Here is a 22945-nt window from a genome sequence, read left to right on the forward strand (position 1 = left end):
CACACCCCGCCCCCACCCCCACCTACGCGGAGCCCCCCCCCCCCACGCCCCCCCCCCCCCCCCCCCGCCCCCCCCCCCCCCCCCCCCCCCCCCCCCCCCCCCCCCCCCCCGCCCCGGCGTCTTACCTTCACAGCGATGCGCAGTCCATCGACGATGACAAAAAAAATAGCGGTCAGGGCGGTCACGGTTTCGTTGCTGAGCGTGTGCGCGATAAGTCCCTTCGCCGCGCACGCCGACGAAGGGCAATGCGATTTCAAGCGCGACTGGATGTCGTCGGCGTGCGAGCGCGTGATGCGCGTCGCGCACGAGGGCACGTGGGACCTTTACGTTACCGGCTACGGCTGGCACATCGACGGTTACACGAATCGCAGCGAGCTGAATCCGTGGTCGTGGGGCGGCGGCGCGGGCAAGCACTGGACCGACGCGAACGGCGACGAGGACATCCTGTTCGCGTTCGGGTTCTCGGACTCGCATCACAACTTCCAGCCGATAGGCGGCTATGCGCGGCAGTGGTTCACGAAGCCGGTGCTGGGCGGCTTGCAGGCCGGCGGCGGCTTCTTCGCGGGCTTCACCGCGCGCTCGGACGTCGCGCACTATTTGCCGTTGCCGCTCGCGTTGCCGATCGGCTCGATCCGCTACAAGCGCGCGTCGCTCATGGGCACGTTCATTCCGCGCCTGCCCGGCCTGAACGACGGCGACGTCGCCTTCTTCTGGGGACGCTACGAGTTCTAGTACGATGGCCGCGCGGCCCGCTTCATGCGGGCGTGAAGTCGCATCGTATCGGGAATCGAAAGGTGTCCCGATCAATTCGTAAGGTAACAGCAGGGAAGCAACATTGGATACGACCCGTACGCAGGACCCGGCCGAGCGCGCGCGCGCCGGTCACGACCAGCCGGCGCCGCCGGGATTCATCAGCGCGTTCGACTTCGCGGGCGGCGACGCGTTGCGGCTCTCGTGGGACGAGGCGCGCCGGGCCGTGGCGGGCGACGGCTTCACGTGGCTGCATCTTTCGGCCAACGACGACACCGTCGAAAGCTGGCTCGAAGGCGTCACGTCGATGCCGGACGTCGCGCGTGAATTCCTCAACGGCGAGGACAAGCGGCCGCGCGTGCACATGGGCGCGAACTTCGTGTACGGCGTGGTCGCGGACCTCGAACTCGTCGCGGCAGCGCCCGATGCGGCCTCGCCGGGCGTGCGCGAGGCGAATCGCGCGACGAGCGCGCTGCGCTTTTACGTGGACCGCCACCGCATGATCACCGTGCGGGCGCGGCCGCTGCAATCGACCGACCGTCTGCGCCACGCCGTGCTCGAAGGCGCGACGTTCCGCGATACCGTCGACCTCTTCGCGGGCCTGATTCGCGCGCTGAACGAGACCTTCGTCGATCGCATCGACGACATCGGCGACCGGCTCGACGACGTGGAAGAGGGCGTGCTCGAAAACCGTCAGGCGAACTGGCGCGCGCATCTCGGCGACGTGCGGCGCAGGCTGGTGGAGGTGAAGCGCTTCATCGATCCGGAGCGCAACGCGCTGACGCAGCTCGTCACGCGCCGTCTGGAATGGGCCGAGCCGCGTTCCATGGAGGCGCTCGTGCAGGCCATTCAGGTGCTGAACGGCCTGGGCGCGGGGCTGGAAGGACTCTACGAACGCGCGAAACTCTTGCAGGACGAGATCGCGGCGCTGCTCTCCGAGGACATCAACCGCAAGCTGCTGTGGCTCGCGATCATGTCCGCGCTCTTGATGCCCGCGACGCTTCTCACCGGCATCTTCGGCATGAACGTCGCAGGCTTGCCGGGCACGCATAATCCGGCGTCGTTTTGGATGGTCATCGGCGTGATGGCGGGCTGCGCCGCCATCACGATCTTCCTGCTGCGCAAGCTGCGCGTCTGGTGAGGCGCCGAGCTGAGGCTCAGTCCGCCGGGCCGGGCGGCGCGAGCACTTCGCGGTTGCCGTTGCTGCCCATCGGCGAGACGAGCCCGGCCGATTCCATCTGCTCGACGAGACGCGCGGCGCGGTTATAGCCGATGCGCAACTGCCGTTGCACCGACGAAATCGATGCGCGCCGCGTGCGCACGACGAACGCGACGGCTTCGTCGTAGAGGGGATCGGCTTCCGCATCGGGCGCTTCGCCGAAGAGATCCTGCGAGCCGCCTTCCGGCGTCGGACCGGAGAGGATGCCTTCTTCGTACTCCGGCTCGCCGAACTGCTTCAGATACTCGACCACGCGATGCACTTCGTCGTCCGCGACGAACGCGCCGTGCACGCGCTGCGGATAGCCGGTGCCGGGCGGCAGGAACAGCATGTCGCCCGCGCCGAGCAGCGATTCGGCGCCCATCTGGTCGAGAATCGTGCGCGAATCGATTTTCGAGGACACCTGAAACGCGACGCGCGTCGGAATGTTCGCCTTGATGAGCCCGGTGATGACATCCACCGACGGCCGCTGCGTGGCGAGAATCAGGTGAATGCCGGCGGCGCGCGCCTTCTGCGCGAGACGGGCGATCAACTGCTCGATCTGCTTGCCGGCAACCATCATCAGATCCGCGAGTTCGTCGATCACGACGACGATCAGCGGCAGCGTCGAGAGCGGCTCCGGCGCGTCCGGCGTCAACGAGAACGGGTTCGTGAGCTTCTTGCCCGCGGCTTCGGTGTTGCGCACCTTCTGGTTGAAGCCTTGCAGATTGCGCACGCCGACGGCCGACATCAGCCGATAACGCTTTTCCATTTCGCCGACGCACCAGTTGAGCGCGTTCGACGCGAGCTTCATGTCCGTCACGACCGGCGCGAGCAGATGCGGAATGCCCTCGTAGACGGACAGTTCGAGCATCTTCGGGTCGATCATGATGAGGCGCACGTCCTCGGGCTTCGCCTTGAAGAGCAGCGAAAGGATCATCGCGTTGATGGCGACGGACTTGCCCGAGCCGGTGGTGCCCGCGACGAGCATATGCGGCGCTTTCGCGAGATCGGTCACGACCGGATTGCCGACGATGTCCTTGCCCATCGCGATGGTCAGGTTCGACTTCGACGTGCGATACACGTCGTCTTCGAGAATCTCGGAGAGGCGGATCATCTGCCGCCGGGCGTTCGGCAATTCCAGGCCCATGCAGGTCTTGCCGGGAATCGTCTCGACCACGCGGATCGACGTCAGCCCGAGCCCGCGCGACAGATCCTTCATCAGCCCGACGATCTGGCTGCCGCGCACGCCGAGCGCCGGTTCCACTTCGAAGCGCGTGATGACCGGGCCCGCGGACGCGCCGACGACCGTCACCGGCACCTTGAACTCCTGGAGGCGCTGCTCTATCAGTTGGCCGGTATCGGCGAGGCGTTCCTCGGACACGGGCTCGACTTCGTCGGAGGCGGGTTCGAGCAGATCCAGCGTTGGCAACTCGACGGCCGACGCCTGCGGCGCGTGGAATTCGAACTCGGTCGGCGCGAAGCCGCGCAGCGGCTGACGCGGCTCGGGAGCGGCGGCGGGGCGCGTTTCGTCGATGCTTGCGCGCGTGGATGGGGCGTCGAATGCGGGCGGCGCGGGCGGCACGGACAACGACTGCGGCTCGTGATCGAGCCACGGCGGTGCTTCGTCGAACGACGGCTGCGGCTCACCAGGCCCGGACAGCGCGCGGGGCAGCGGCGGGGGCAGGATGGGCGCCGAATCGAACGGATAGTCCGGTCGGTCCGGGACAGTGTCTGGTTCGATGGGCGATGCTTCGCGCTTTTCTAGCGGTGGCGTGTTGGCAGGCGTGGGCCGGTCGTCTCGCGAGACGTCGATGCGGGAAGAGGGCGCGATGTCCTGTGCGCGTGCGTGTCGCACGGCGGCCGAGTCCATGCCCAAACGCGTCGGCTCGTCCGCCAGCGGTTCGCTCATCATCCATGACGGCGCGTGCGGCTCGCGTTCGGCATCGGAGCGTGCTTCGAGCGAGGTCGGTGCGTCGGGGACGATTTGCGCTGGCAATGTTGCCGCCGGTTCCCTGCTCGGCGCGTCGGCGGGTGGTTCTGCGCCATGCCCGACCGCGGTCGCCGTGGACACTTTCCATGACGGCGCGTGCGGCTCGCGTTCAGCATCGGAGCCTGCTTGGTGCGTGGCCGGTGGCTCAGGGACGATGTGCGCCGGCAATGTCGCCGCCGGTCCCATGCTTGGCGCGTCGGCGGGTGGTTCTGCGCCATGCCCGACCGCGGTCGCCGTGGACACTTTCCATGAGGGCGCGTGCGGCTCACGTTCGGCATCGGAGCTTGTTTGGAGAGTGGCTGGTGCGTCGGGGACGATGTGCGCCGCCGATGTTGCCGCCGGTTCCATGCCTGGCACTCCGGCGGGTAGTTCTGCACCACGCCCGACCGCGGTCGCCGTGGACATTTTCCATGACGGCGCGTGCGGCTCACGTTCGGCATCGGAGCTTGTTTGGAGAGTGGCCGGTGCGTCAGGGATGATGTGCGCCGGCGATGTTGCCGCCGGTTCCATGCTTGGCGCGTCGGCGCGTGGTTCTGCCTCATGCCCGACCGCGGTCGCCGTGAACACTTGCGCGAGAGGCGTCGGCGACGGCGATGCCGTCAAAGTCGCCGGCTCGGTCGGCGCACGTCGCTCGCCGAGGATTTCAGTCGCTTTGAGCGCACTGTCGAACGCGTGCACGACTTCGTGCGATCCGGCCGCTCGATGGAGCGCATCGGCCGGAGCCTCGCCGACCGGTGATGCGTGCTCGTCGGTCAGGCGTCGGCTATCGGCGGCTGGCTTGGAAGCGGCGGGCGTGTCGACGACTGCGGATGGCGGAATGGTTGCGGGCGCGCCCGCCGACGGCTTCTCGGGCGTTTCCGCGATGGCGGGCGATTCTTTGCCAGCGTCCGAGATCGCCAGCGGCGCTTCGTGCGTGCCGATGGGTTCGATCGACGGCTCCTCGGGGATCGGCGACGGCGTCGCAGGCGTTGTTGCGCTCATTTCTTCATGAGCGCGCGCACCGGCGTCCAGCGTTGCCGGCGACACTTCCACCTCGCTCGCGGACGCGCGCTGCGGCGTTCGGAATGCGGTTGATCGCAATTCATCGGCTGTTGGCGCAACGGGCGCTTCCGCACTCGCTTCACCCTGAGCGGGCAAACTGAACGAGACTGCTTCTTCAATCGGTGCAGCCGTGGCGCGCGTGTCAGACGAAGAATCCGGCGAAGCACGCAGACCGACCGGCGCACGATCGCCCGATCCGCCGTCCCCCAACGCGCTCGCGGCCACCGCGCGCTCCGGCATCAGCGACGCCGCATCGGTCGACGGCGACGCCTGCGCCTCGTGATGACGAGCGAGACTCGCTCCTGCCAGCGACGTCCAGAGCGCCGCTTTCTCCTCGATGGAGCGCAGCGTCGCCTGAATGGCGTCGGGCGCGGGCGGCGGCACAGGCGGCGAAGGCGGGCGCGAGAACGCGGGCGGCGCGAAAGCCGACGAGCGCCCATCGCCTGTCATCTCCGTCGGCAGGGGGCGTCTTACCGGCCCACGCGATACCTGAGTCGGCGTCGCGGCGGACGCCGGAGCCGGGTTGCGCGCCGGCACGCCGTTCCTCGGCGCGGGAGCCGGGCCGCTCGTAAGCCCGGCGGCGCGTGCCGGCGTGGTCTGCGTGGACGTCGGCCGCTGCCGCGCCCCGGGCGACGCAAAAGATGCAGACCCTGTGGAAGAAGCTGCGGAACGCGTCGAAGCCGCCGCGCCGGTCTCATTGCGGCCAGCCGAGCCCGACGGCAAATTGGCCCGCGAAGCTGTCGAGCCGAGCGCCGCCGCTGCCGTCGACAGGGAATTGAGCCATCCGTCAGGCGCGACCGGCTCGACGAACGTGGACACCGGCGTGCCGGCGCGCTCGAAAGCAGGGCGGCGCGAATACGCCTCCGCCGTCGCCGCGATGCTTGCCGCCGATGCCTCCGCGCCCTTCACGACGCGTCCGGCCGTCGCGGGTGGACGCCACGGCGTCGGCCGCTGATAACGTCCGCTGCGTTGCCCGGTGGGCATGCCGAGCGTCGGCTCGTCGGGCGAAGGGCGAGAGGCCATGGCATCGAAACGCTCGCCGCCGATGCCTCGCAACGGCGCATCGGCAGTCGTCGTCTCACGCGTGCGGCGTTCGCGCCAACGCATGCCGGTGGGCTGCTCGCTTGCCGGCGCGCTGCGCTTCGACCTCGACTTGGCACGCTCGGGCTCGCGGGCGCGCGACTCGCGGTCGGACGGCTCGCGCGGCGTCAGCCAGCTTTGCGGAAGGCCGAAGCCGAATGCTTCGTCGGCCCAGGCGAGCACCGAACGCCAGCTGAATTCGAGGAGCCACGGCAAACTGATTGCAAGCACCGCAGCCGCGATGGCGATGGCCCCCGGCGCATGCGCGAGGCCGGCGAGCGCCCCCGCGAGCGCGCGGCCGGCGCGATTGACGTTCTGCTGTGCTTCGAGTGCGCCGGCGAGCGCGCCTTCCAGCGCCGCGCTCGACAGGAGAACGGTGAAAAAGCCGAGCCACAGGCGGATCGTGCCGGGACCGCGCAGCCCCGCGCCGCCCGGAAGCACCGATTTGACGACGCGCCAGAAGAGAGCGAGAAACCAGACGACTGATGCACCGAACCAGCCGAGAACTACCGTGTGCATGCTAAGGATCGAACCAAGGTTGGATGAGACGGATGAGAGACGGCTGCCCGGTCGCGTAGTCGGCGCAACGTGCGTATGTCGCGCACGGGCCGGGCGTATCGACCGTGCAGTTTAACGGTTGCGGGCTAAACCGGACGCGCATGGCGCAAGCGCGCAACACTCGGCGGCACTCAGCGGCACTCAGCGGCACGCACTCGTCATGCTCCGAGCGAGCACGGCGCGGCGGCGTGTCATTCAGCGCGTTGCGCGAAAGTCAGCACGGCGCCGTTGTCGAGCGTCAACTGAAGCGACTGCGGCGGATTCATCTGCACGCCGCTCTTCGCGACATGAGAGAGCGCGTCCAGATAAGCTTGCTCCGCCGCGCCGCCGACGCTCGATGGACACGCCATGCGCGTGCCGGCGAGCGGGCCGAAGCTCAGCTTGCCGTCCTTGAGCGCGTACGGGCCGGTGTAGCGATTGCAGCCCGAAAAGCCGCTCGCCCGGCGACGGCCGCTCTCCGTGGAAAGATCGAGGGTGATCGGCTGACCGCCCGCCGCGCGAGTCGGCACGGCGCGCGGCTGGCCGTTCGGCTCGGTCCAGCTCGTCAGTTCCCAATGCGTGTCGTCGAGCAATTGCGTCGCGGCGGGGTTATAAGGATCGGTGGGCGGCGCGCTCGCGTCCGAATGCTTCGGCATGGCGCAGCCGCTCACGAGGCTTGCCATCAAAACAGCGACGCCAGCGCACGGCGCAAGGATGGCCAGCGGACGCGGCATCGAGCGTGAAGATAAAGCGCGGCGAAAATGCGAAGACATCGAAAATCCCAGGACTGGCGAAAGCCGTAAGGGTACCGCACGCGTCGTATCGTTTGTCCAGCATTCAGATGCAAGAAATGGATTTGTCGCGCAGCGGACCATCGACGCGCGCGGGAATTCCCGGCGCGAACGCGAGTCCATATGCGTTGTCAATAGGCCGAACGGCATAGCAGTCGGCGGCTGCGCTGCGTGTTAACATCGCCGCCGAATCGTGACAATCGGCGTTCGAGTCATCGAAGAGACTCATTGCCGACGCACAACCGAAACGCTTCCGGAGCACGCATGCAGACCGACTCAGCCGACAAGAACGCACCGCACGATATCGCCGTGCGCATCGGCACGCCGCTTTCTCCGAGCGCCACGCGCGTCATGCTTCTCGGCGCGGGCGAGCTAGGCAAGGAAGTGATCATTGCGCTACAGCGCCTCGGCGTCGAAGTCATCGCGGTCGATCGTTACGCGAACGCGCCGGGGCATCAGGTCGCGCACCGCGCGCATGTCATCGACATGACCGATCCCGCCGCGCTGCGCGCGCTCGTGGAACACGAGAAGCCGCATCTGATCGTGCCAGAGATCGAGGCCATCGCCACGGACGCGCTCGCGGACATCGAGACGTCGGGCAGCGCGACCGTCATTCCGACCGCGCGGGCCACGCAGCTCACGATGAACCGCGAAGGCATTCGCCGGCTGGCCGCCGAAACGCTCGGCTTGCCGACTTCGCCCTATGCGTTCGCGCAATCGCTCGACGAGATGAAAGCCGCGATCGCGACCATCGGCTTTCCGTGCGTCGTGAAGCCGGTCATGTCGTCGTCGGGCAAAGGGCAGTCGGTGCTGCGCAGCGAGGCCGACGTGGAGCCGGCGTGGCAGTACGCAATGGCCGGCGGGCGCGTCAATCACGGCCGCGTGATTGTGGAAGGCTTCATCGACTTCGAATACGAGATCACGCAGCTCACCGTGCGCGCGGCGGACCCGGCGAGCGGCGAAACGCGGACTTACTTCTGCGAGCCGATCGGGCACGTTCAGGTGGCGGGCGATTACGTGGAATCCTGGCAGCCGCAGCCGATGAGCGCGGCGGCGCTGAAAAAAGCCCGCGACGTCGCCGAAAAAGTGACGACGGCGCTCGGCGGGCGCGGCCTTTTCGGCGTGGAGCTGTTCGTGCGCGGTGACGACGTGTGGTTCTCCGAGGTGAGCCCGCGTCCGCACGACACCGGGCTCGTCACGCTCGCGACGCAGCGTTTCTCCGAGTTCGAGCTGCATGCTCGCGCGATTCTCGGGCTGCCCGTGGACCCGTCGTTGAGCACGCCGGGCGCGTCGGCGGTCATTTACGGCGGTCTGGACGAAGCGGGCATCGCCTTCGAAGGCGTGCGCGAGGCGCTCGCCGTGCCGGGCGCGGACTTGCGGCTCTTCGGCAAGCCCGAGAGCTTCGTGAAGCGGCGCATGGGCGTCGCGGTGGCAACCGGCGTCGATACGGACGAGGCGCGCGAGCGCGCGAAGCTCGCGGCATCGAAGGTGCGTCCGGTTTCCACCAAGTGACGGCAGCCGTGCGACAGACAGGAGCATTCCAGTGAAACGCTTGTTTCTCGCCGCGCTCGTCGCGGCATGCGTCGGGCTGTCGGGCTGCGGCCTTGCCGCCGCTCCGTGCCGGATCGCATCGGCGGGCCTCAAGATCGTGCCGGTCGTCGGTCATGTCGCGGCCGCGCCCACCGATGCGTGCGCCGACGTGATCGATCCCTGACCGGCGTGCGGTCTTCTCAACACCGAATAACAGGACGATGAACAAGTTTCTCGCACTCTCGATCGCCTTGCCGACGGCGCTGGCCGTGCAATCGGCGCAGGCCATGCCGCTGACGGTTCCGCAGATCCAGACGGCATCGACGCAATCCACGCATTACGATTGCCGCGACGGCAAGAGCGTCACCGTGCAGTACACGACCACGCGCAACCGCCAGAGCTTCGCGGCGTTGACCGTCGACGGGCGCAAGCTCCTGTTCGTGAACGTGATCGCCGGTTCGGGCGCGAAATACGCCGCCGATCAATATGTCTGGTGGACCAAGGGCCCGCAGGCCAACCTGTACGACGAGATGGCCGCCAAGGATTCCCCGCCGTTGCTTGCGGACTGTCAGGCGCGCACGAAGTAGCCGGATGCGAGCGCGCGGCCCCGGCCGCGTGCGTCCGAACGCTTCGAGAGGCGGTGCTACAATGTGCGGCTTTCCCGCAGTAAGAGGGCGGCGGTCGCCAGCGGACCTTCCCAGCGCCCGAGCAACCGCTGCGCAGCGGGCGGTACGCGCGGCATCAGCGCCCGGTGTCGCCAAAGCGTCATCGAAGCCGTGTTCCATTCGGGTGTGCGTCGAAGGAAGGTGCGAAACAAGTCTCGCCGCCGATGCCCGATGTCCGGCAGCCTGTCCAGTCGCGCGCCAAGGCACGCAACATGCGCACGACAAGCGTGCACCCCTAACAGATTGCGTCGCGGTTCGTTCCGCGCCATCGAAACTTACGCGTGAAACGCCGAGTCGGATTCAACGATCGTTCACGCGCGCCGCATCCGCGGTTTTATAGCGAAAGCCACCATAGTCACCATGTCTGATTCCGTCGCCCCGAACACGTCCACCGAAGAAGCCACGGCCGCACCGACGTTCGACCAGTTCGGCTTGTCCCCCGAGATCCTCAAGGCGGTGCGCGAGTCCGGCTACACGACGCCTACGCCGATTCAGGCGAAAGCCATCCCCGTCGTGCTCTCGGGCCGCGACGTAATGGGCGCGGCGCAAACCGGCACCGGCAAGACGGCGAGCTTCTCTCTGCCGATCATCCAGCGCCTGCTGCCGAACGCCAACACCAGCGCATCGCCTGCGCGGCATCCGGTGCGCGCGCTCATGCTCACGCCGACGCGCGAACTTGCCGATCAGGTCGCCGCGAACGTACAGACGTATTCGAAGCACACGCCGCTGCGCAGCACGGTCGTCTTCGGCGGCGTCGACATGAATCCGCAGTCCGAGGCACTGCGCCGCGGCGTCGAGATTCTCATCGCCACGCCGGGCCGCCTGCTCGATCACGTGCAGCAAAAGACGCTCAACCTGGGCCAGGTGCAGATGCTCGTGCTGGACGAAGCCGACCGCATGCTGGACATGGGCTTCCTGCCCGACCTGCAACGCATCCTGAATCTGCTGCCGAAAGAACGCCAGACGCTGCTTTTTTCGGCCACGTTTTCGCCGGAAATCAAGAAGCTCGCGGCGACGTACCTGCGTAATCCGCAGACCATCGAAGTCGCGCGCAGCAACTCGACCGCGACCAACGTGCGCCAGATCGTCTACGAGGTCCACGAGAGCGACAAGTCGGGCGCCGTCGCCCAGATCATTCGCGAGCGCGGACTGAAGCAGGTGATCGTGTTCTGCAACAGCAAGATCGGCGCGAGCCGGCTCGCGCGCGTGCTGGAGCGCGACGGCATCGTGGCGACCGCGATTCACGGCGACCGTTCGCAGAGCGAGCGCATGCAGGCGCTCGACGCGTTCAAGCGCGGCGAGATCGAGGCGCTCGTGGCCACGGACGTCGCGGCGCGCGGTCTCGACATCGCCGAACTGCCGGCGGTCATCAACTTCGACCTGCCGTTCAACGCGGAAGATTACGTGCACCGCATCGGCCGGACGGGGCGTGCGGGCGCTTCGGGCGACGCGCTGTCGCTGTGCAGCCCGAACGAGCGCAAGCAGCTGGCCGACATCGAAAAGCTGATCAAGCGTCCGCTGGAAGTCGAGACGCTGCAGGTTGCCACGCCCATGCGGCGCGACGCAGCCCGCCGCGACGAGCGGCCGGCGCGCGGCGAGCGCACCGAGCATCGGCATGGCGCGCGGGAAGAGTCGGGTTCGCGCCGCCGCACGTCGAGCGCATACGACCGGCCGCGCGGGCGTCAGCAGCCGGTGGACGAATTCTTCCTGAAGCCGTATGAACCGTCGCCCTCGGCGATGAAGCGTCAAGAGGAAACCGTCGAACCCGAGCGCAAGAGTGTCTCGAAGCAGCCGCTGGCGGCGCTCCTGGGCGGACTCGGCATGCCGCGCAAGACGTCCTGAGCCTGCGCGCGTTCATCGGAACGGCAGCCCTTCGCGGCTGCCGTTTTTCGTTTTACGGCACGAATCGCTTCGCCCAATCGGCGATGGCCCGAGCGTAGAACGCATCCAGCGAGCACGCGCTCGCGGCATCGATTCCGAGATGCCGCGCTGCCTGTATGAGCGCGTCGAGCGGAGCGGTGGTGTCGAGCGGCGTCGCGCCGGTCTGCTTGCTGAGTTTCTCGCCGATGTCATTGTTGACGACCGGCACGTGCAGATAGGCGGGCGTCGGCATGCCGAGACACCGCTGAAGATAGATTTGCCGGGCGGTCGAATCGAGCAGATCCGCGCCGCGCACGATGTGCGTGATGCCCGCGTCGGCGTCATCGACGACGACTGCCAGTTGATACGCCCACAAGCCGTCCGCGCGCTTCAGGGCGAAATCGCCGACTTCGGTGGCGAGATCTTGCGACTGCGGCCCTTGCCAGCGATCAACAAACGTAACGCGCGCCGCGTCGCCGTCCGGCACGCGCAGCCGCCACGCGCGCGCCGGGCGGCCGTTCAGCCCGCTGCGGCACGTGCCGGGATACGCGAGCGTCGCATGACGCGCGTGCGCATGCACGAGGGAATCGGCGATCTCGCGCCGCGTGCATCCGCATGGATACACGAGGCCGTCCGCTTGCAACTGCTCGAAGGCCCGAGCGTACGCGTCGTCGCGCCGGCTCTGCCAGACGGGCGGCTCGTCGGAATGCATGCCGAAGCGGGCGAGCGTCGCGAGAATGTCGTCGGCCGCGCCGGGGACCGTGCGCGGCGAATCGACGTCCTCGATGCGCACGATCCACGTTCCGCCGTGCGCGCGGGCATCCAGAAAACTCGCGAGCGCGCTGACGAGCGATCCCGCGTGCAGCGGGCCTGTCGGTGAAGGCGCGAAGCGGCCGCGATAGATCATTACCGAGGCTTAAGCCGCCTGGCCGACTTTCGCGTCCGGGTGACACGCGGGGCACGTCTCGCCCGGCTTGTAATACGGCGATTGCTGGTCTTCGACGCTCACCACCGCGCGGCAGCCGAAGCACTGCGCGGTCGCCGTCGGCTGGAGGTTCGGATCGAGCGCGGTGCGGTAGTCGAACACGAAGCAGTCGCCGGTGTAATGCGCGCCGCCCACTTGCTCGAAGTATTTCAGAATGCCGCCTTCGAGCTGATAAACATGCTCGATGCCGACTTCCTTCATGTGAATCGCGGCTTTCTCGCAGCGAATCCCGCCCGTGCAGAACGACACCACGGTCTTGCCTTCGAGGTCCGCGCGGTTCTGCTCGATCACCTCGGGGAACTCGCTGAACTTCGTGATGCGATAGTCGAGCGCGTTCTCGAACGTGCCGACGTCCACTTCGAACGCATTGCGCGTGTCGAGCATCACGACAGGGCGGCCGGCGTCGTCGTGACCGCGGTCGAGCCAGGCCTTGAGCGTGGGCGCATCCACGGACGGCGCGCGGCCCAGTTCCGGCTTGATCGCGGGCTTTTTCATCGTGATGATTTCGCGCTTGAGCCTCACCAGCATGCGGCGAAACGGCTGCGTCTCGGAGAAGCTCTCCTTGAACTGCAGATCGGCGAAACGGCCGCCGAAGAGGGCGTCCGTCCGAATGTAGTCGATGAACTCGCGCACTTGCGCGACCGGCCCCGCGATGAACAGATTGATGCCCTCCGGCGCAAGCAGGATCGTGCCCTTGAGGCCGAGCGCATTGCAGCGTTCGGTGACGAGCGGCCGCCACGCGGCGCCGTCCTCGATGGTGACGAATTTGTAGGCGGAGAGATTCAGTATGCTCATGATCGGATACGGGTGAAACATGTCGAAACGGGACCAGGCGCGGCACGCATGCGTCGCGCGAAACCGCTATTATCCCGCAAACGGCGGGCGCGTCCGGCGCGGCGCGCGGCCCCGCTCGGCGATTCCCTGCGCGTGCCCGATTTCGAGAGCGGCGGGCGCCTTATCCGTTCGGCCAACGCGGCCCTCGCGGGCAATTTCGCGACAGCCCGCATGTACAATATCGGCATGTCAGATCCCCGCTTCGTTCATCTCCGCGTCCACTCCGAATTCTCGATTGCCGACGGCATCGTGCGGCTGGACGACGTCGTCAAATCGGCCGCCGAAGACGGTCAGGGCGCGCTCGCGCTGACCGATCTCGCCAATGCTTTCGGCCTCGTGCGCTTCTACAAGGAAGCGCGCGGCAGGGGCGTGAAGCCCATTGCGGGCTGCGATGTCTGGATCACGAATCCCGCCGACCGCGACAAGCCTTCGCGCCTGTTGCTGCTCGTGCGCGACAAGACCGGCTATCTGAATCTGTGCGAACTGCTGAGCCGCGCGTGGCTCACGAATCAGTATCGCGGCCGCGCGGAAGTGATGGTCGAATGGCTCGAAGAAGGGCTCGCTGAAGGGCTGCTGGCGCTCTCCGGCGCGCAGACCGGCGACATCGGCATGGCGTTCGCGGCGGGCAACACCGCGAGCGCGGAGCGCCACGCCGAGCGCTGGGCGAAGCTCTTTCCGAACGCGTTTTACATCGAATTGCAGCGCGCCGGCCAGCCCGGCGAGCAGGCGTACATTCTGGAGGCCGTCGCGCTCGCCGCGAAGCTGCGCCTGCCGGTGGTCGCCACGCATCCGCTGCAGTTCATGACCCCGGACGACTACACTGCGCACGAAGCGCGCGTGTGCATTTCCGAGGGCGACATTCTCGCCAATCCGCGCCGCCAGAAGCGTTTCACGACCGAGCAGTACTTCCGCACGCAGGACGAGATGTGCGCGCTTTTCGCGGACATTCCGTCGGCGCTCGCGAATACGGTCGAAATCGCCAAGCGCTGCAATCTCACGCTCGAACTCGGCAAGCCGAAGCTGCCGCTTTTCCCGACGCCCGACGGCATGTCGCTCGACGACTACCTCGTGCAGTTGTCGAAGGAAGGCCTCGAAGTGCGGCTCGCGCAGCTTTACCCGGACGAGGCCGAGCGCGACGCGCAGCGCGACACGTATTACAAGCGGCTCGACTTCGAGTGCGGGACCATCATCAAGATGGGCTTTCCGGGCTACTTCCTGATCGTCGCCGACTTCATCATGTGGGCGAAGAACAATGGCGTGCCGGTCGGCCCGGGGCGCGGCTCGGGCGCGGGTTCGCTCGTCGCGTATGCGCTCGGCATCACGGATCTCGATCCGCTGCGCTACAACCTGCTCTTCGAACGCTTCCTGAATCCGGAACGCGTGTCGATGCCCGACTTCGATATCGACTTCTGTCAGGAAGGGCGCGACCGCGTCATCCAGTACGTGAAGGGCAAGTACGGCGCGGACGCCGTCTCGCAGATCGCGACCTTCGGCACGATGGCGGCGAAGGCGGCGGTGCGCGACATCGGCCGCGTGCTCGATCTCGGGTACATGTTCACGGACGGCATCGCGAAGCTCATTCCGTTCAAGCCGGGCAAGCACGTGACTATCGCGGATGCGATGAAGGAAGAGCCGGCGCTTCAGGAGCGTTTCGACTCCGAAGACGAAGTACATCAGTTGCTGGAGCTCGCGCAGCGCGTCGAGGGCTTGACGCGTAACGTCGGCATGCACGCGGGCGGCGTGCTGATCGCGCCCGGCAAGCTCACCGATTTCTGCCCGCTCTACACGCAGGGCGAGGACGGCGGCGTCGTCAGCCAGTACGACAAGGACGACGTGGAAGCCGTCGGCCTCGTGAAGTTCGACTTCCTGGGCCTGACCACGCTCACGATTCTCGACTGGGCCGAACGGTATATCCGCCGGCTCGATCCGAGCAAGCGCGACTGGAGTCTCGCGCAAGTGCCGCTGGACGATCCGGCTTCGTTCACCATCCTCAAGAAGGCGAACACCGTCGCCGTGTTCCAGCTGGAAAGCCGCGGCATGCAGGGCATGCTGAAGGACGCGCAGCCGGACCGCTTCGAGGACATCATCGCGCTGGTGGCGCTGTATCGCCCTGGCCCGATGGACCTGATTCCGAGCTTCTGCGCGCGCAAGCATGGGCGCGAGATCGTCGAGTATCCGGACCCGCGCGTCGAACCTGTTCTGAAAGAGACCTACGGCATCATGGTCTATCAGGAGCAGGTGATGCAGATGGCGCAGATCATCGGCGGCTACTCGCTCGGCGGCGCGGACTTGCTGCGTCGCGCGATGGGCAAGAAAAAGCCCGAGGAAATGGCCAAGCACCGCGAGATTTTCGCGGAAGGCGCGGCCAGGAACGGCCTCACGCGCGAGAAGTCCGACGAGATCTTCGACTTGATGGAGAAGTTCGCGGGCTACGGCTTCAACAAGTCGCACGCGGCGGCGTATGCGCTGCTCGCGTACTACACGGCGTGGCTCAAGGCGCATCATCCGGCGGAATTCATGGCGGCCAACATGTCGCTCGCCATGGACGACACCGACAAGGTGAAGATCCTCTTCGAGGATTGCATCGCCAACGGCATGACGGTGCTGCCGCCGGACATCAATCAGTCGGCGTATCGCTTCGAACCGGTCGCGGAGGCGGACGGCAAGCGTTCGAAGACCATCCGCTACGGTCTGGGCGCGGTGAAGGGCAGCGGGCAGAACGCGATCGAAGAGATCTTGCGGGCGCGCGAGGACGGCGCATTCACCGACCTCTTCGACTTCTGCGAGCGCATCGACCGGCGCGTCGTCAACCGGCGCACGGTCGAGGCGCTGATTCGTGCCGGCGCGTTCGACGCGCTGCACGCCAATCGCGCGCAACTGCTCGCTTCGGTCCCGCTCGCGATGGAGGCCGCCGAACAGGCCGCCGCGAACGCGATGCAAGCGGGCCTCTTCGACATGGGCGACACGCCGCTGCAGAAGCACGAACTCGTCGACGAGCCCGCGTGGTCGGACAAGAAGCGTCTGCAGGAAGAAAAGACGGCGCTCGGCTTCTATCTGTCGGGGCATCTTTTCGACGCCTACAAGGGCGAAGTGCGCCGCTTCGTGCGCCAGAAGATCGGCGAGCTGAAGGAAGGCCGCGACAAGCTCGTCGCGGGCGTGATTTCGTCGATGCGTACGCAGATGACCCAGCGCGGCAAGATGCTGATCGTCAATCTCGACGACGGCACCGGTCAGTGCGAAGTGACCGTGTTCAACGAGCAGTTCGAAGCGAACAAGGCGCTTTTCAAGGAAGACGAACTGCTGGTGGTGCAGGGGCAGGCGCGCAACGACGCGTTCACGGGCGGCATCCGCTTCACCGTCGATACGGCGATGGATCTCGAACGCGCGCGTAGCCGCTACGCGCAAGCCGTGAAGGTGGAGATGAACGGCAATGCCGACGCGTTGCGGCTGCGTCGTGTGCTGGAAGCGCATGCGGCAGGCGAACAGGCCGCGCCGTCGCCGATGCCGGTCAGAGACAATGGCCGACAGCGTCAGAGCGCCGCGCCGATTCCCAATGGACTCAACGTGAGCATCGTCTATCGCAGCGAGCACGCCGAAGGCGAAGTGCGTTTAGGCGACGCGTGGCGCGTCAAGCCGACCGACGATCTCATCAGCGCGCTGCGCGGGGAGTTCGCGGGGAGTGAGATCGAGATTGTTTATTGATGCGGTCGCCGGCCCAGATAGGCGAGCTTGAGGAATCTGTAGTACACCGTCTGGGCGTTGAAGACGGCGATCATGAAGCCCGAGCGCCCGTCGAGAAAACCACGCCGGAGCACGTAGGTTCTGAAGAAGGCCCATAGACCGCGCGTTACAGCCATGCCAAGACTCGCGCGCTTGCCCGCGGCATGGCGTTGTCGCGCGCCGGCCGTCGAGTAGGCGTCGAGCTTGCGCAGGACCGTCTCGAAGTCTTCATAGGAGTAGTGCAGCAGTTTGCCTTCGAGTCGTGCCACCGCCGCGCCCGGCGCCACGACGAGCCGTTCATGCACGAGATCGTCGGAGAAGCGCGCCGTGCCGCGCCTGAAAAGCCGGGGAATCCAGTCGGGGTACCAGCCGCTGTGCCGGATCCAGTCGCCGCAAAAGCTGGAGAGCCGGTCTATCGCGTAGACATCCGCGTCCGGCTTTGCGATGGCGCGGCGGATGGCGGCGGCAAGTTCGGGCGTTACGACTTCGTCGGCGTCGATCGACAGCACCCAGTCGGTCGAGAGCGCGTCGAGCGCGCGATTCTTCTGCGGCCCGAAGCCGGGCCAGTCGGGCGCGCTTACCACGCGTGCGCCATGCTGTCGCGCGATGTCGGCGGTCCCGTCGGCGCTGCCGCCGTCGATCACGACGATATCGTCGGCGAAGGATACGGATTCGAGGCATTGCGCGAGCCGCGCCGCTGCATTGTGCGTGATGATGGCGATGCCGAGGCTGCCGTGCGTCATGTCGTCGGGCCGTGTTGTTCGTGGCGCGTATTGTAGAACCATCGACCGGCCAGGCGCGTGCCTTCCTGAGTCCGGCACGCCCGGCGGTTTACAATGGCGGATTGTTGTGGCGTCCGGCGTTACCCGCTGGCGCGGCCTTCTTCCTGGCTGGCGGGTGCGGCGGCCGGGGCTTCGCAACGCAGAGGACGATTTGAGCGAGAACTCGAGCGAAAAGCAGACACTGAGAAAGACCATCGGCGAAGGCAGCACGACGACGCCCGCAGCCGTCATGAAGCGGCTCTGGCCGTATCTGCGGCCGCTCATGGGTATCGTGCTCCTCGGACTCGTGGCGATGGGCTTCGTCGCGGCCAGCGAAGCCGGCATTCCCATGCTGCTCAAGCCGCTGCTCGACCACGGCTTCGGCACTCGGGGCAGCGAAAGTGCCAAATGGATCGTGCCCGTCGCGGTGATCGGCCTCGCGCTCGTGCGAGGCGTCGCGCAATACGCGTCGGGGTATCTGCTCTCGTACGTGTCGAACAAGATCCTGTTGCAACTGCGGCTGCAGATGTTCGAGCGCATGATTCACACGAGCGCAGGCTTCTTTCAGCGCGAGACGGCGAGCACGGTCATCAACGCGATCGTGTTCGAGGTCAACCAGATCCTGCAGGTGCTGTCGAGCGTCGTCGTCACGCTGGTGCGCGATTCGCTTACGGTCGTCTTCCTGCTCGGGTACCTGTTCATTCTCAACTGGCGGCTGACGCTGATCGTCGCGCTCATCCTGCCGGGCATCGGCTGGCTCGTGTCGAAGATCAACCGGCGCTTGCGGCGTCTGAACCGCGAGCACCAGATGCTCACGAACGACCTTTCCTACATCGTCGAGGAGACGGTGGGCGGCTACAAGGTCGTCAAGGTCCACAACGGCGAGCCGTACGAAATCGGGCGCTTCACCGAGATGAGCAGCCGCCTGCGCGGTTACGCCATGCGCATGCAGGTGTCGGGCGGTCTCGCTCAGCCGCTCACGCAGTTTCTCGCTTCGATCGCGCTCGCCATCGTCATCACGATCGCCGTGCTGCAATCCGCGAGCGACCAGACGACGGTCGGCGGCTTCGTGGCGTTCGTCACGTCCATGCTGCTCGTGATTTCGCCGCTCAAGCATCTGATCGACGTGAACCAGCCGCTGCAGCGAGGCATGACGGCGGCCGAACTCATCTTCGGCCTCATCGACGAGCCGCCGGAGCCGGCGGGCGGCGGGCGGCGGCTAGAGCGCGCGCAGGGCAGCATCGAGTTTCGCAACGTCTCGTTCAATTACGGCACGCAGGAGCGGGCCACGCTGGATCACGTCTCGTTCAAGGTCGCGCCGGGAGAGATGGTCGCGCTCGCCGGTCCGTCGGGCAGCGGCAAGACCACGCTCGTCAATCTGTTGCCGCGCTTTTTCGATCCTGCCGAGGGCGAAGTGCTCGTCGACGGCGTGCCGCTCACCGACTACGCACTGGCGGATCTGCGCTCGCAAATGGCGATGGTGAGTCAGGACGTCGTGCTCTTCAACGACAGCATTGCCGCCAACGTCGCATACGGCACGGTGCCGGACCGCGACCGCGTGCTCGCCGCGCTGGCGGCCGCGAATCTGGCCGATGTCGTCGCTTCAATGCCGGACGGCATCGACACCTTGATCGGCGGCAACGGCATGCGTTTGTCGGGCGGTCAGCGTCAGCGCCTCGCCATCGCGCGCGCCATCTACAAGAACGCGCCGATCCTGATTCTCGACGAAGCCACGTCGGCCCTTGATTCGGAGTCCGAGCGGCACGTTCAGTCCGCGCTCGAAACGCTGATGAAAGGGCGCACGACGCTCGTCATCGCGCACCGGCTCTCGACTATCGAGCGCGCGGACCGCATTCTCGTGCTGGAGGCGGGCAAGATCGCGGAGCAGGGCAGCCACGCGGAACTGCTGCGCCACAACGGGCTCTACGCGCATCTTCATCGCATCCAGTATCAGCAGCAGGCGGCCTGACGTATCGTCGGCCGCTTCCAAAACTCGCCTTTGCCGAACGACCGGTTCCACCACATGCAAGCGATCGCAGAATGAAGCGGGTTCTGATAGTGAAAGTCAGCTCATTGGGCGACGTGATTCAGGCGCAGGCCGTCGTCGGCGACCTGCATCGCGCGTTTCCGGGCGTACAGGTGGATTGGGCGGTGGACGAAAACTTCGCCGATATCCCGCGCTGGAATCCCGGCGTCGCGCGCGTGCTGTGCGCGCCGCTGCGCCGCTTCAAGAAGGCGCGCAACCTCGCGGATCTGCGAGCCATCTGGTCGTCGATTCACGATTTGCGGCGCGAACGCTATGACGCGATCTTCGATCTGCACGGCGTCTACAAGAGCGCGATCATCTCTTTTCTCGCACGTTCGCGGCGCCGCTTCGGCTACGCGAACATCAACCTCGGGGAACGGGGCGCGGCCTTCGCGTACACACATCGCTTTGCGCCGCGTCACGATGCGAACGCCTGGCAGGGCATGCGTCAGACGCTCGCCGACACCCTCGGCTATTCCATCGACGCCGCTCCGCCCAGCGTGTTCGCCATTCCGAAACCGGCGAAGCCGCTCGCCGTGAGCGCCGATGTGCCGTTCGCGCTGTTGTTCCACGCGACGTCGAAGCCGGAGAAGAAGTGGCCGGTCGAGAACTGGATCGCGGTGGCGAAGGTTATCGTCGAGCAAGGCATGACGCCGCTTCTGCCGTGGGGCTCGGATGCCGAGCGCCTCGACGCCGAGGCCATCGCCGAGCGCGTGCCGAGTGCGCGTGTGTTGCCGAAGCTGAGCATCGAAGAGGTCGCGCAGCATATCGCGCGCGCGGCGCTCGTCGTCGGCACCGACACGGGCCTCGTGCACCTCGCAAGCGAACTCCGGCGACCGACCGTGATGATTTTCAGCGCGACCTCGCGGCCGCACTTCGGTGTGAATGTGCCGGGCGTGTCGGTCTCGGTCGGCGACAGCGGCAATCCGCCGTCGGTCCAGGAGGTGCTTTCAGCTATTGATTCAGTGAGACCAGGCCGTTGAAGATTCTGTTTGTCAATTTTCACTGTGGCCGCGGTGGCGGCCACGACACGTATATCGTCGCAATCGCACGCGGGCTGTCTGCCCGTCATCAGGTCTTCGTCGCCGCGCCGGGATCGAGTCGTCTCTATGAAAAGGCGTGCGCGGTGAAAGGCGTCACGGCCGTGCCGATGGACTTTCCCGCGAAACTCAAGGACGTCGCGCGCATGTGGGGAGCGTGGCGCGCGCTGCGGGCGCTGCTCCAGCGCGAGCAGTTCGATGTCATCCACGTGAACGGCTCGCCGGATCACCGCCTGCTCTTGCTCGTCATGTTGCGGTGGAAGGGGCCGCGGCCGCGTATCGTTTTCACGAAGCACAACTCCATCGCCATCAAGCGCGACTTCCTGACCCGGCTGCGCGCCACCCGCGCGACGGACGAAGTGATCGCCGTGTCCGACTCCACCGCGGAACTCGTGCGGCAATCGGTGTACGCGCATTGTCCGCTGACCGTCGTGAAGAACGGCATCGACATGGCGAAGTACGCGCCGCGCGATGCCGCAAGCGCCGCCGCGAAGCGGCTGACGATGCTCGGCCCCGACCGCGCGAGGCGGCTCGTGCTCGGTACGGTCACCGGCTTCGATTCGTATAAGGGAACCATGGACATGATCGCAGCCGTCGCGGGCCTTCCGGGCGAGGTGCGCGAACGGGCGATCGTGGTCGTGGTCGGCACGGAGCCGAGCGAGGAGCAACGGCGGACCATCGAGGCCCTCGGGGTACAAGACAGCGTGCACGTCGTCGGATTCGTGGAGAATGTGCCGGACTACATCGCGACGTTCGACATCGGTTTCGTCCTTTCGTATGCCGTGGAGACGGTGTCGTTCGCCTGCCGCGAGATGATGGCGATGGGCAAGCCCGTGATGGTCACGCGTTACGCGGGCCTGCCCGAGAATATCGACGACGGCATCGACGGCTGGATCGTCGAGCCGCGCGACGTGAGTGGCATTGGAGCGGTACTGCGAAAGATCGTCGCCGATCGCGCGCGCCTGCCGCAGATGGGCGCTCGTGCGCACGAGAAAGCCGTACGCGAGTTTTCGAGCGATCGCTTCGTCGCGGCGACCGAGGCGGTGTATCGGCGTGCCGCAGCGGCGCTCGCCGACTGACGCGCTCCGTCACCGTTCTTTTCAGTGTCCAACAGGGTCCCCAGCTCAATGCCGAAACCGGTCATTCACATCATCAACGGATTCATGAATGAATACGGCGGCAGCGAGCAGGAAGCCCTGCATCTCGCGCGTCTGTTGAGGGACCGCAGCGAACTGTCGCTGTGGTCGCCTTCGTCACGGTGCTCGCCGGACCTCGCCCGTCGCCATGGAATCAGGCGCATCCACATGGGTATCGGCGGGGCGAACCGTCCTCACGGCGGTACGTTCGTCTTCGTCGGCACGCACTGGCGCAACAGGCTGTGGCCGTATCTGAGCCGGGCGCCGCAACGCCTGATCTATGTCTTCAACACGTTTCACCCGAAGATACTGGCGCTTACCGCGACGCATCCGCCGATGCTCCGCTGGCCGAAGACCGAGTACGTTTTCATTTCCGAATTCCAGCGGAAGCTGCTCGGCGTGGAAGGCGAGGTGCAGCCTTCTCCTATCGACATCGCTCAGTTCACGCCGATGCCGCGTCCGCGTTCCGGTGGACGGCTCGTGATCGGACGCCTGAGCCGCGACACGCTCGACAAGCACGATCTCGACGACGTACCGCTCTATCGCGCGTGGGCCGACGCTGGCGCGGACATACGGCTCCAAGGCGCGACCACTCTGCGCGCGGCGGCGTCAGACGCGCTCACGGGAACACCGCACGTCGAGATCCTGCCGGAAGGGGCGATCGGGGCAGTCGACTTTCTGCGCAGCATCGATGTCTTTTATTATCGAACGGGCGCGCATGTCGAAACGTTCGGGCGCGTGGTGCTGGAAGCCATGGCATGCGGCCTGCCCGTGGTGTGCCACCGGCGCGGCGGCTACGCGGACTGGATTCGGCATGGCGAGAACGGCTTCCTGTTCGATACCACCGAGCAGGCGCGCGGTTTCGTCGACGGCTTGCTCGCGGATTCGTCGCTGCGCGCATCGATTGGGGAACGCGCGCGGCGCACGGTGGAATCGCTGTATTCGGATGAGGCGTTGCGACGCCGTGCGGACTTCTACTTGCGGCCGGCGCAGTGAAG

16 protein-coding genes are annotated in these 22945 nt (G+C 66.5%); 11 read left to right on the forward strand and 5 right to left on the reverse strand.

What is annotated here, in order from left to right; translation table 11 throughout:
- Positions 1-153 precede the first annotated feature (153 nt).
- Both NCR35_RS06015 and NCR35_RS06020 read left to right on the forward strand, forming a co-directional pair.
- A complete protein-coding gene (locus NCR35_RS06015; protein WP_250533618.1) occupies positions 154-732 on the forward strand; it encodes an antimicrobial peptide resistance and lipid A acylation PagP in 579 nt (192 codons plus the stop codon).
- A gap of 103 nt (positions 733-835) precedes the next feature.
- Positions 836-1891 carry a transporter gene (locus tag NCR35_RS06020; RefSeq protein ID WP_250533620.1) on the forward strand — a complete coding sequence of 352 codons (1056 nt, stop codon included), beginning with the start codon at positions 836-838 and terminating at the stop codon, positions 1889-1891.
- A 16-nt stretch (positions 1892-1907) separates the two neighbouring features.
- Here NCR35_RS06020 and NCR35_RS06025 read toward each other — a convergent pair whose 3' ends face one another.
- Both NCR35_RS06025 and NCR35_RS06030 read right to left on the reverse strand, forming a co-directional pair.
- A complete protein-coding gene (locus tag NCR35_RS06025) occupies positions 1908-6581 on the reverse strand; it encodes a DNA translocase FtsK (protein WP_250533621.1) in 4674 nt (1557 codons plus the stop codon).
- Positions 6582-6811: 230 nt separating this feature from the next.
- Complete coding sequence (locus tag NCR35_RS06030) at positions 6812-7372, reverse strand: META domain-containing protein (protein WP_502801651.1); 561 nt, start codon at positions 7370-7372, stop codon at positions 6812-6814.
- Positions 7373-7654: 282 nt separating this feature from the next.
- Between NCR35_RS06030 and purT the strand changes: the two genes are divergently transcribed.
- From purT to NCR35_RS06050, 4 genes are all read left to right on the forward strand, one after another.
- Entirely contained in the window at positions 7655-8902 is a 1248-nt protein-coding gene (purT, locus tag NCR35_RS06035) for a formate-dependent phosphoribosylglycinamide formyltransferase (protein WP_250533623.1), read from the forward strand.
- Positions 8903-8933: 31 nt separating this feature from the next.
- Complete coding sequence (locus tag NCR35_RS06040) at positions 8934-9104, forward strand: DUF6726 family protein (RefSeq protein WP_250533624.1); 171 nt, start codon at positions 8934-8936, stop codon at positions 9102-9104.
- Between the two features lie 37 nt (positions 9105-9141).
- Positions 9142-9507 carry an MliC family protein gene (locus tag NCR35_RS06045; RefSeq protein ID WP_250533625.1) on the forward strand — a complete coding sequence of 122 codons (366 nt, stop codon included), beginning with the start codon at positions 9142-9144 and terminating at the stop codon, positions 9505-9507.
- 438 nt (positions 9508-9945) lie between these two features.
- Positions 9946-11427 (forward strand): DEAD/DEAH box helicase, encoded by a 1482-nt coding sequence (locus NCR35_RS06050; RefSeq protein WP_250533626.1) that lies wholly within the window; start codon positions 9946-9948, stop codon positions 11425-11427.
- Between the two features lie 52 nt (positions 11428-11479).
- Here NCR35_RS06050 and gluQRS read toward each other — a convergent pair whose 3' ends face one another.
- Positions 11480-12352, reverse strand: coding sequence for a tRNA glutamyl-Q(34) synthetase GluQRS (gene gluQRS / locus NCR35_RS06055; protein WP_250533627.1), 873 nt, complete (start codon positions 12350-12352; stop codon positions 11480-11482).
- Between the two features lie 9 nt (positions 12353-12361).
- Complete coding sequence (locus NCR35_RS06060; RefSeq protein ID WP_250533628.1) at positions 12362-13225, reverse strand: sulfurtransferase; 864 nt, start codon at positions 13223-13225, stop codon at positions 12362-12364.
- A 225-nt stretch (positions 13226-13450) separates the two neighbouring features.
- Between NCR35_RS06060 and dnaE the strand changes: the two genes are divergently transcribed.
- On the forward strand, positions 13451-16966 hold the full coding sequence (gene dnaE / locus NCR35_RS06065) for a DNA polymerase III subunit alpha (RefSeq protein WP_250533629.1): 3516 nt from the start codon (positions 13451-13453) through the stop codon (positions 16964-16966).
- Here the strand turns inward: dnaE and NCR35_RS06070 are convergent.
- Positions 16960-17727 carry a glycosyltransferase family 2 protein gene (locus tag NCR35_RS06070; RefSeq protein ID WP_250533630.1) on the reverse strand — a complete coding sequence of 256 codons (768 nt, stop codon included), beginning with the start codon at positions 17725-17727 and terminating at the stop codon, positions 16960-16962. The genes dnaE and NCR35_RS06070 overlap by 7 nt on opposite strands.
- A gap of 268 nt (positions 17728-17995) precedes the next feature.
- On the opposite strand from NCR35_RS06070, the gene msbA reads away from it, so the two are divergent.
- From msbA to NCR35_RS06090, 4 genes are all read left to right on the forward strand, one after another.
- Positions 17996-19714, forward strand: coding sequence for a lipid A export permease/ATP-binding protein MsbA (msbA, locus tag NCR35_RS06075; protein WP_250533664.1), 1719 nt, complete (start codon positions 17996-17998; stop codon positions 19712-19714).
- Between the two features lie 71 nt (positions 19715-19785).
- Positions 19786-20754: a lipopolysaccharide heptosyltransferase I gene (gene waaC, locus NCR35_RS06080; RefSeq protein ID WP_250533632.1), complete on the forward strand. Its 969-nt coding sequence runs from the start codon at positions 19786-19788 to the stop codon at positions 20752-20754.
- On the forward strand, positions 20751-21890 hold the full coding sequence (locus NCR35_RS06085; RefSeq protein WP_250533633.1) for a glycosyltransferase family 4 protein: 1140 nt from the start codon (positions 20751-20753) through the stop codon (positions 21888-21890). The genes waaC and NCR35_RS06085 overlap by 4 nt, the downstream gene beginning before the upstream one ends.
- Positions 21891-21938: 48 nt before the next feature.
- Positions 21939-22943 carry a glycosyltransferase family 4 protein gene (locus NCR35_RS06090; RefSeq protein ID WP_250533634.1) on the forward strand — a complete coding sequence of 335 codons (1005 nt, stop codon included), beginning with the start codon at positions 21939-21941 and terminating at the stop codon, positions 22941-22943.
- Positions 22944-22945: the final 2 nt, after the last annotated feature.

The organism is Caballeronia sp. AZ10_KS36 (genome assembly GCF_023631105.1).
GTDB lineage: Bacteria > Pseudomonadota > Gammaproteobacteria > Burkholderiales > Burkholderiaceae > Caballeronia.

Bases quoted from the DNA above. Each gene is read 5' to 3' on its own strand.
- NCR35_RS06030 (WP_502801651.1), bottom strand. From the start codon at position 7,372: ATGTCTTCGCATTTTCGCCGCGCTTTATCTTCACGCTCGATGCCGCGT.
- NCR35_RS06050 (WP_250533626.1), top strand. From the start codon at position 9,946: ATGTCTGATTCCGTCGCCCCGAACACGTCCACCGAAGAAGCCACGGCC.
- NCR35_RS06090 (WP_250533634.1), top strand. From the start codon at position 21,939: ATGCCGAAACCGGTCATTCACATCATCAACGGATTCATGAATGAATAC.
- NCR35_RS06070 (WP_250533630.1), bottom strand. From the start codon at position 17,727: ATGACGCACGGCAGCCTCGGCATCGCCATCATCACGCACAATGCAGCG.
- NCR35_RS06045 (WP_250533625.1), top strand. From the start codon at position 9,142: ATGAACAAGTTTCTCGCACTCTCGATCGCCTTGCCGACGGCGCTGGCC.
- NCR35_RS06015 (WP_250533618.1), top strand. From the start codon at position 154: ATGACAAAAAAAATAGCGGTCAGGGCGGTCACGGTTTCGTTGCTGAGC.
- waaC (WP_250533632.1), top strand. From the start codon at position 19,786: ATGAAGCGGGTTCTGATAGTGAAAGTCAGCTCATTGGGCGACGTGATT.
- NCR35_RS06060 (WP_250533628.1), bottom strand. From the start codon at position 13,225: ATGAGCATACTGAATCTCTCCGCCTACAAATTCGTCACCATCGAGGAC.
- gluQRS (WP_250533627.1), bottom strand. From the start codon at position 12,352: ATGATCTATCGCGGCCGCTTCGCGCCTTCACCGACAGGCCCGCTGCAC.
- NCR35_RS06025 (WP_250533621.1), bottom strand. From the start codon at position 6,581: ATGCACACGGTAGTTCTCGGCTGGTTCGGTGCATCAGTCGTCTGGTTT.
- msbA (WP_250533664.1), top strand. From the start codon at position 17,996: ATGAAGCGGCTCTGGCCGTATCTGCGGCCGCTCATGGGTATCGTGCTC.
- dnaE (WP_250533629.1), top strand. From the start codon at position 13,451: ATGTCAGATCCCCGCTTCGTTCATCTCCGCGTCCACTCCGAATTCTCG.
- purT (WP_250533623.1), top strand. From the start codon at position 7,655: ATGCAGACCGACTCAGCCGACAAGAACGCACCGCACGATATCGCCGTG.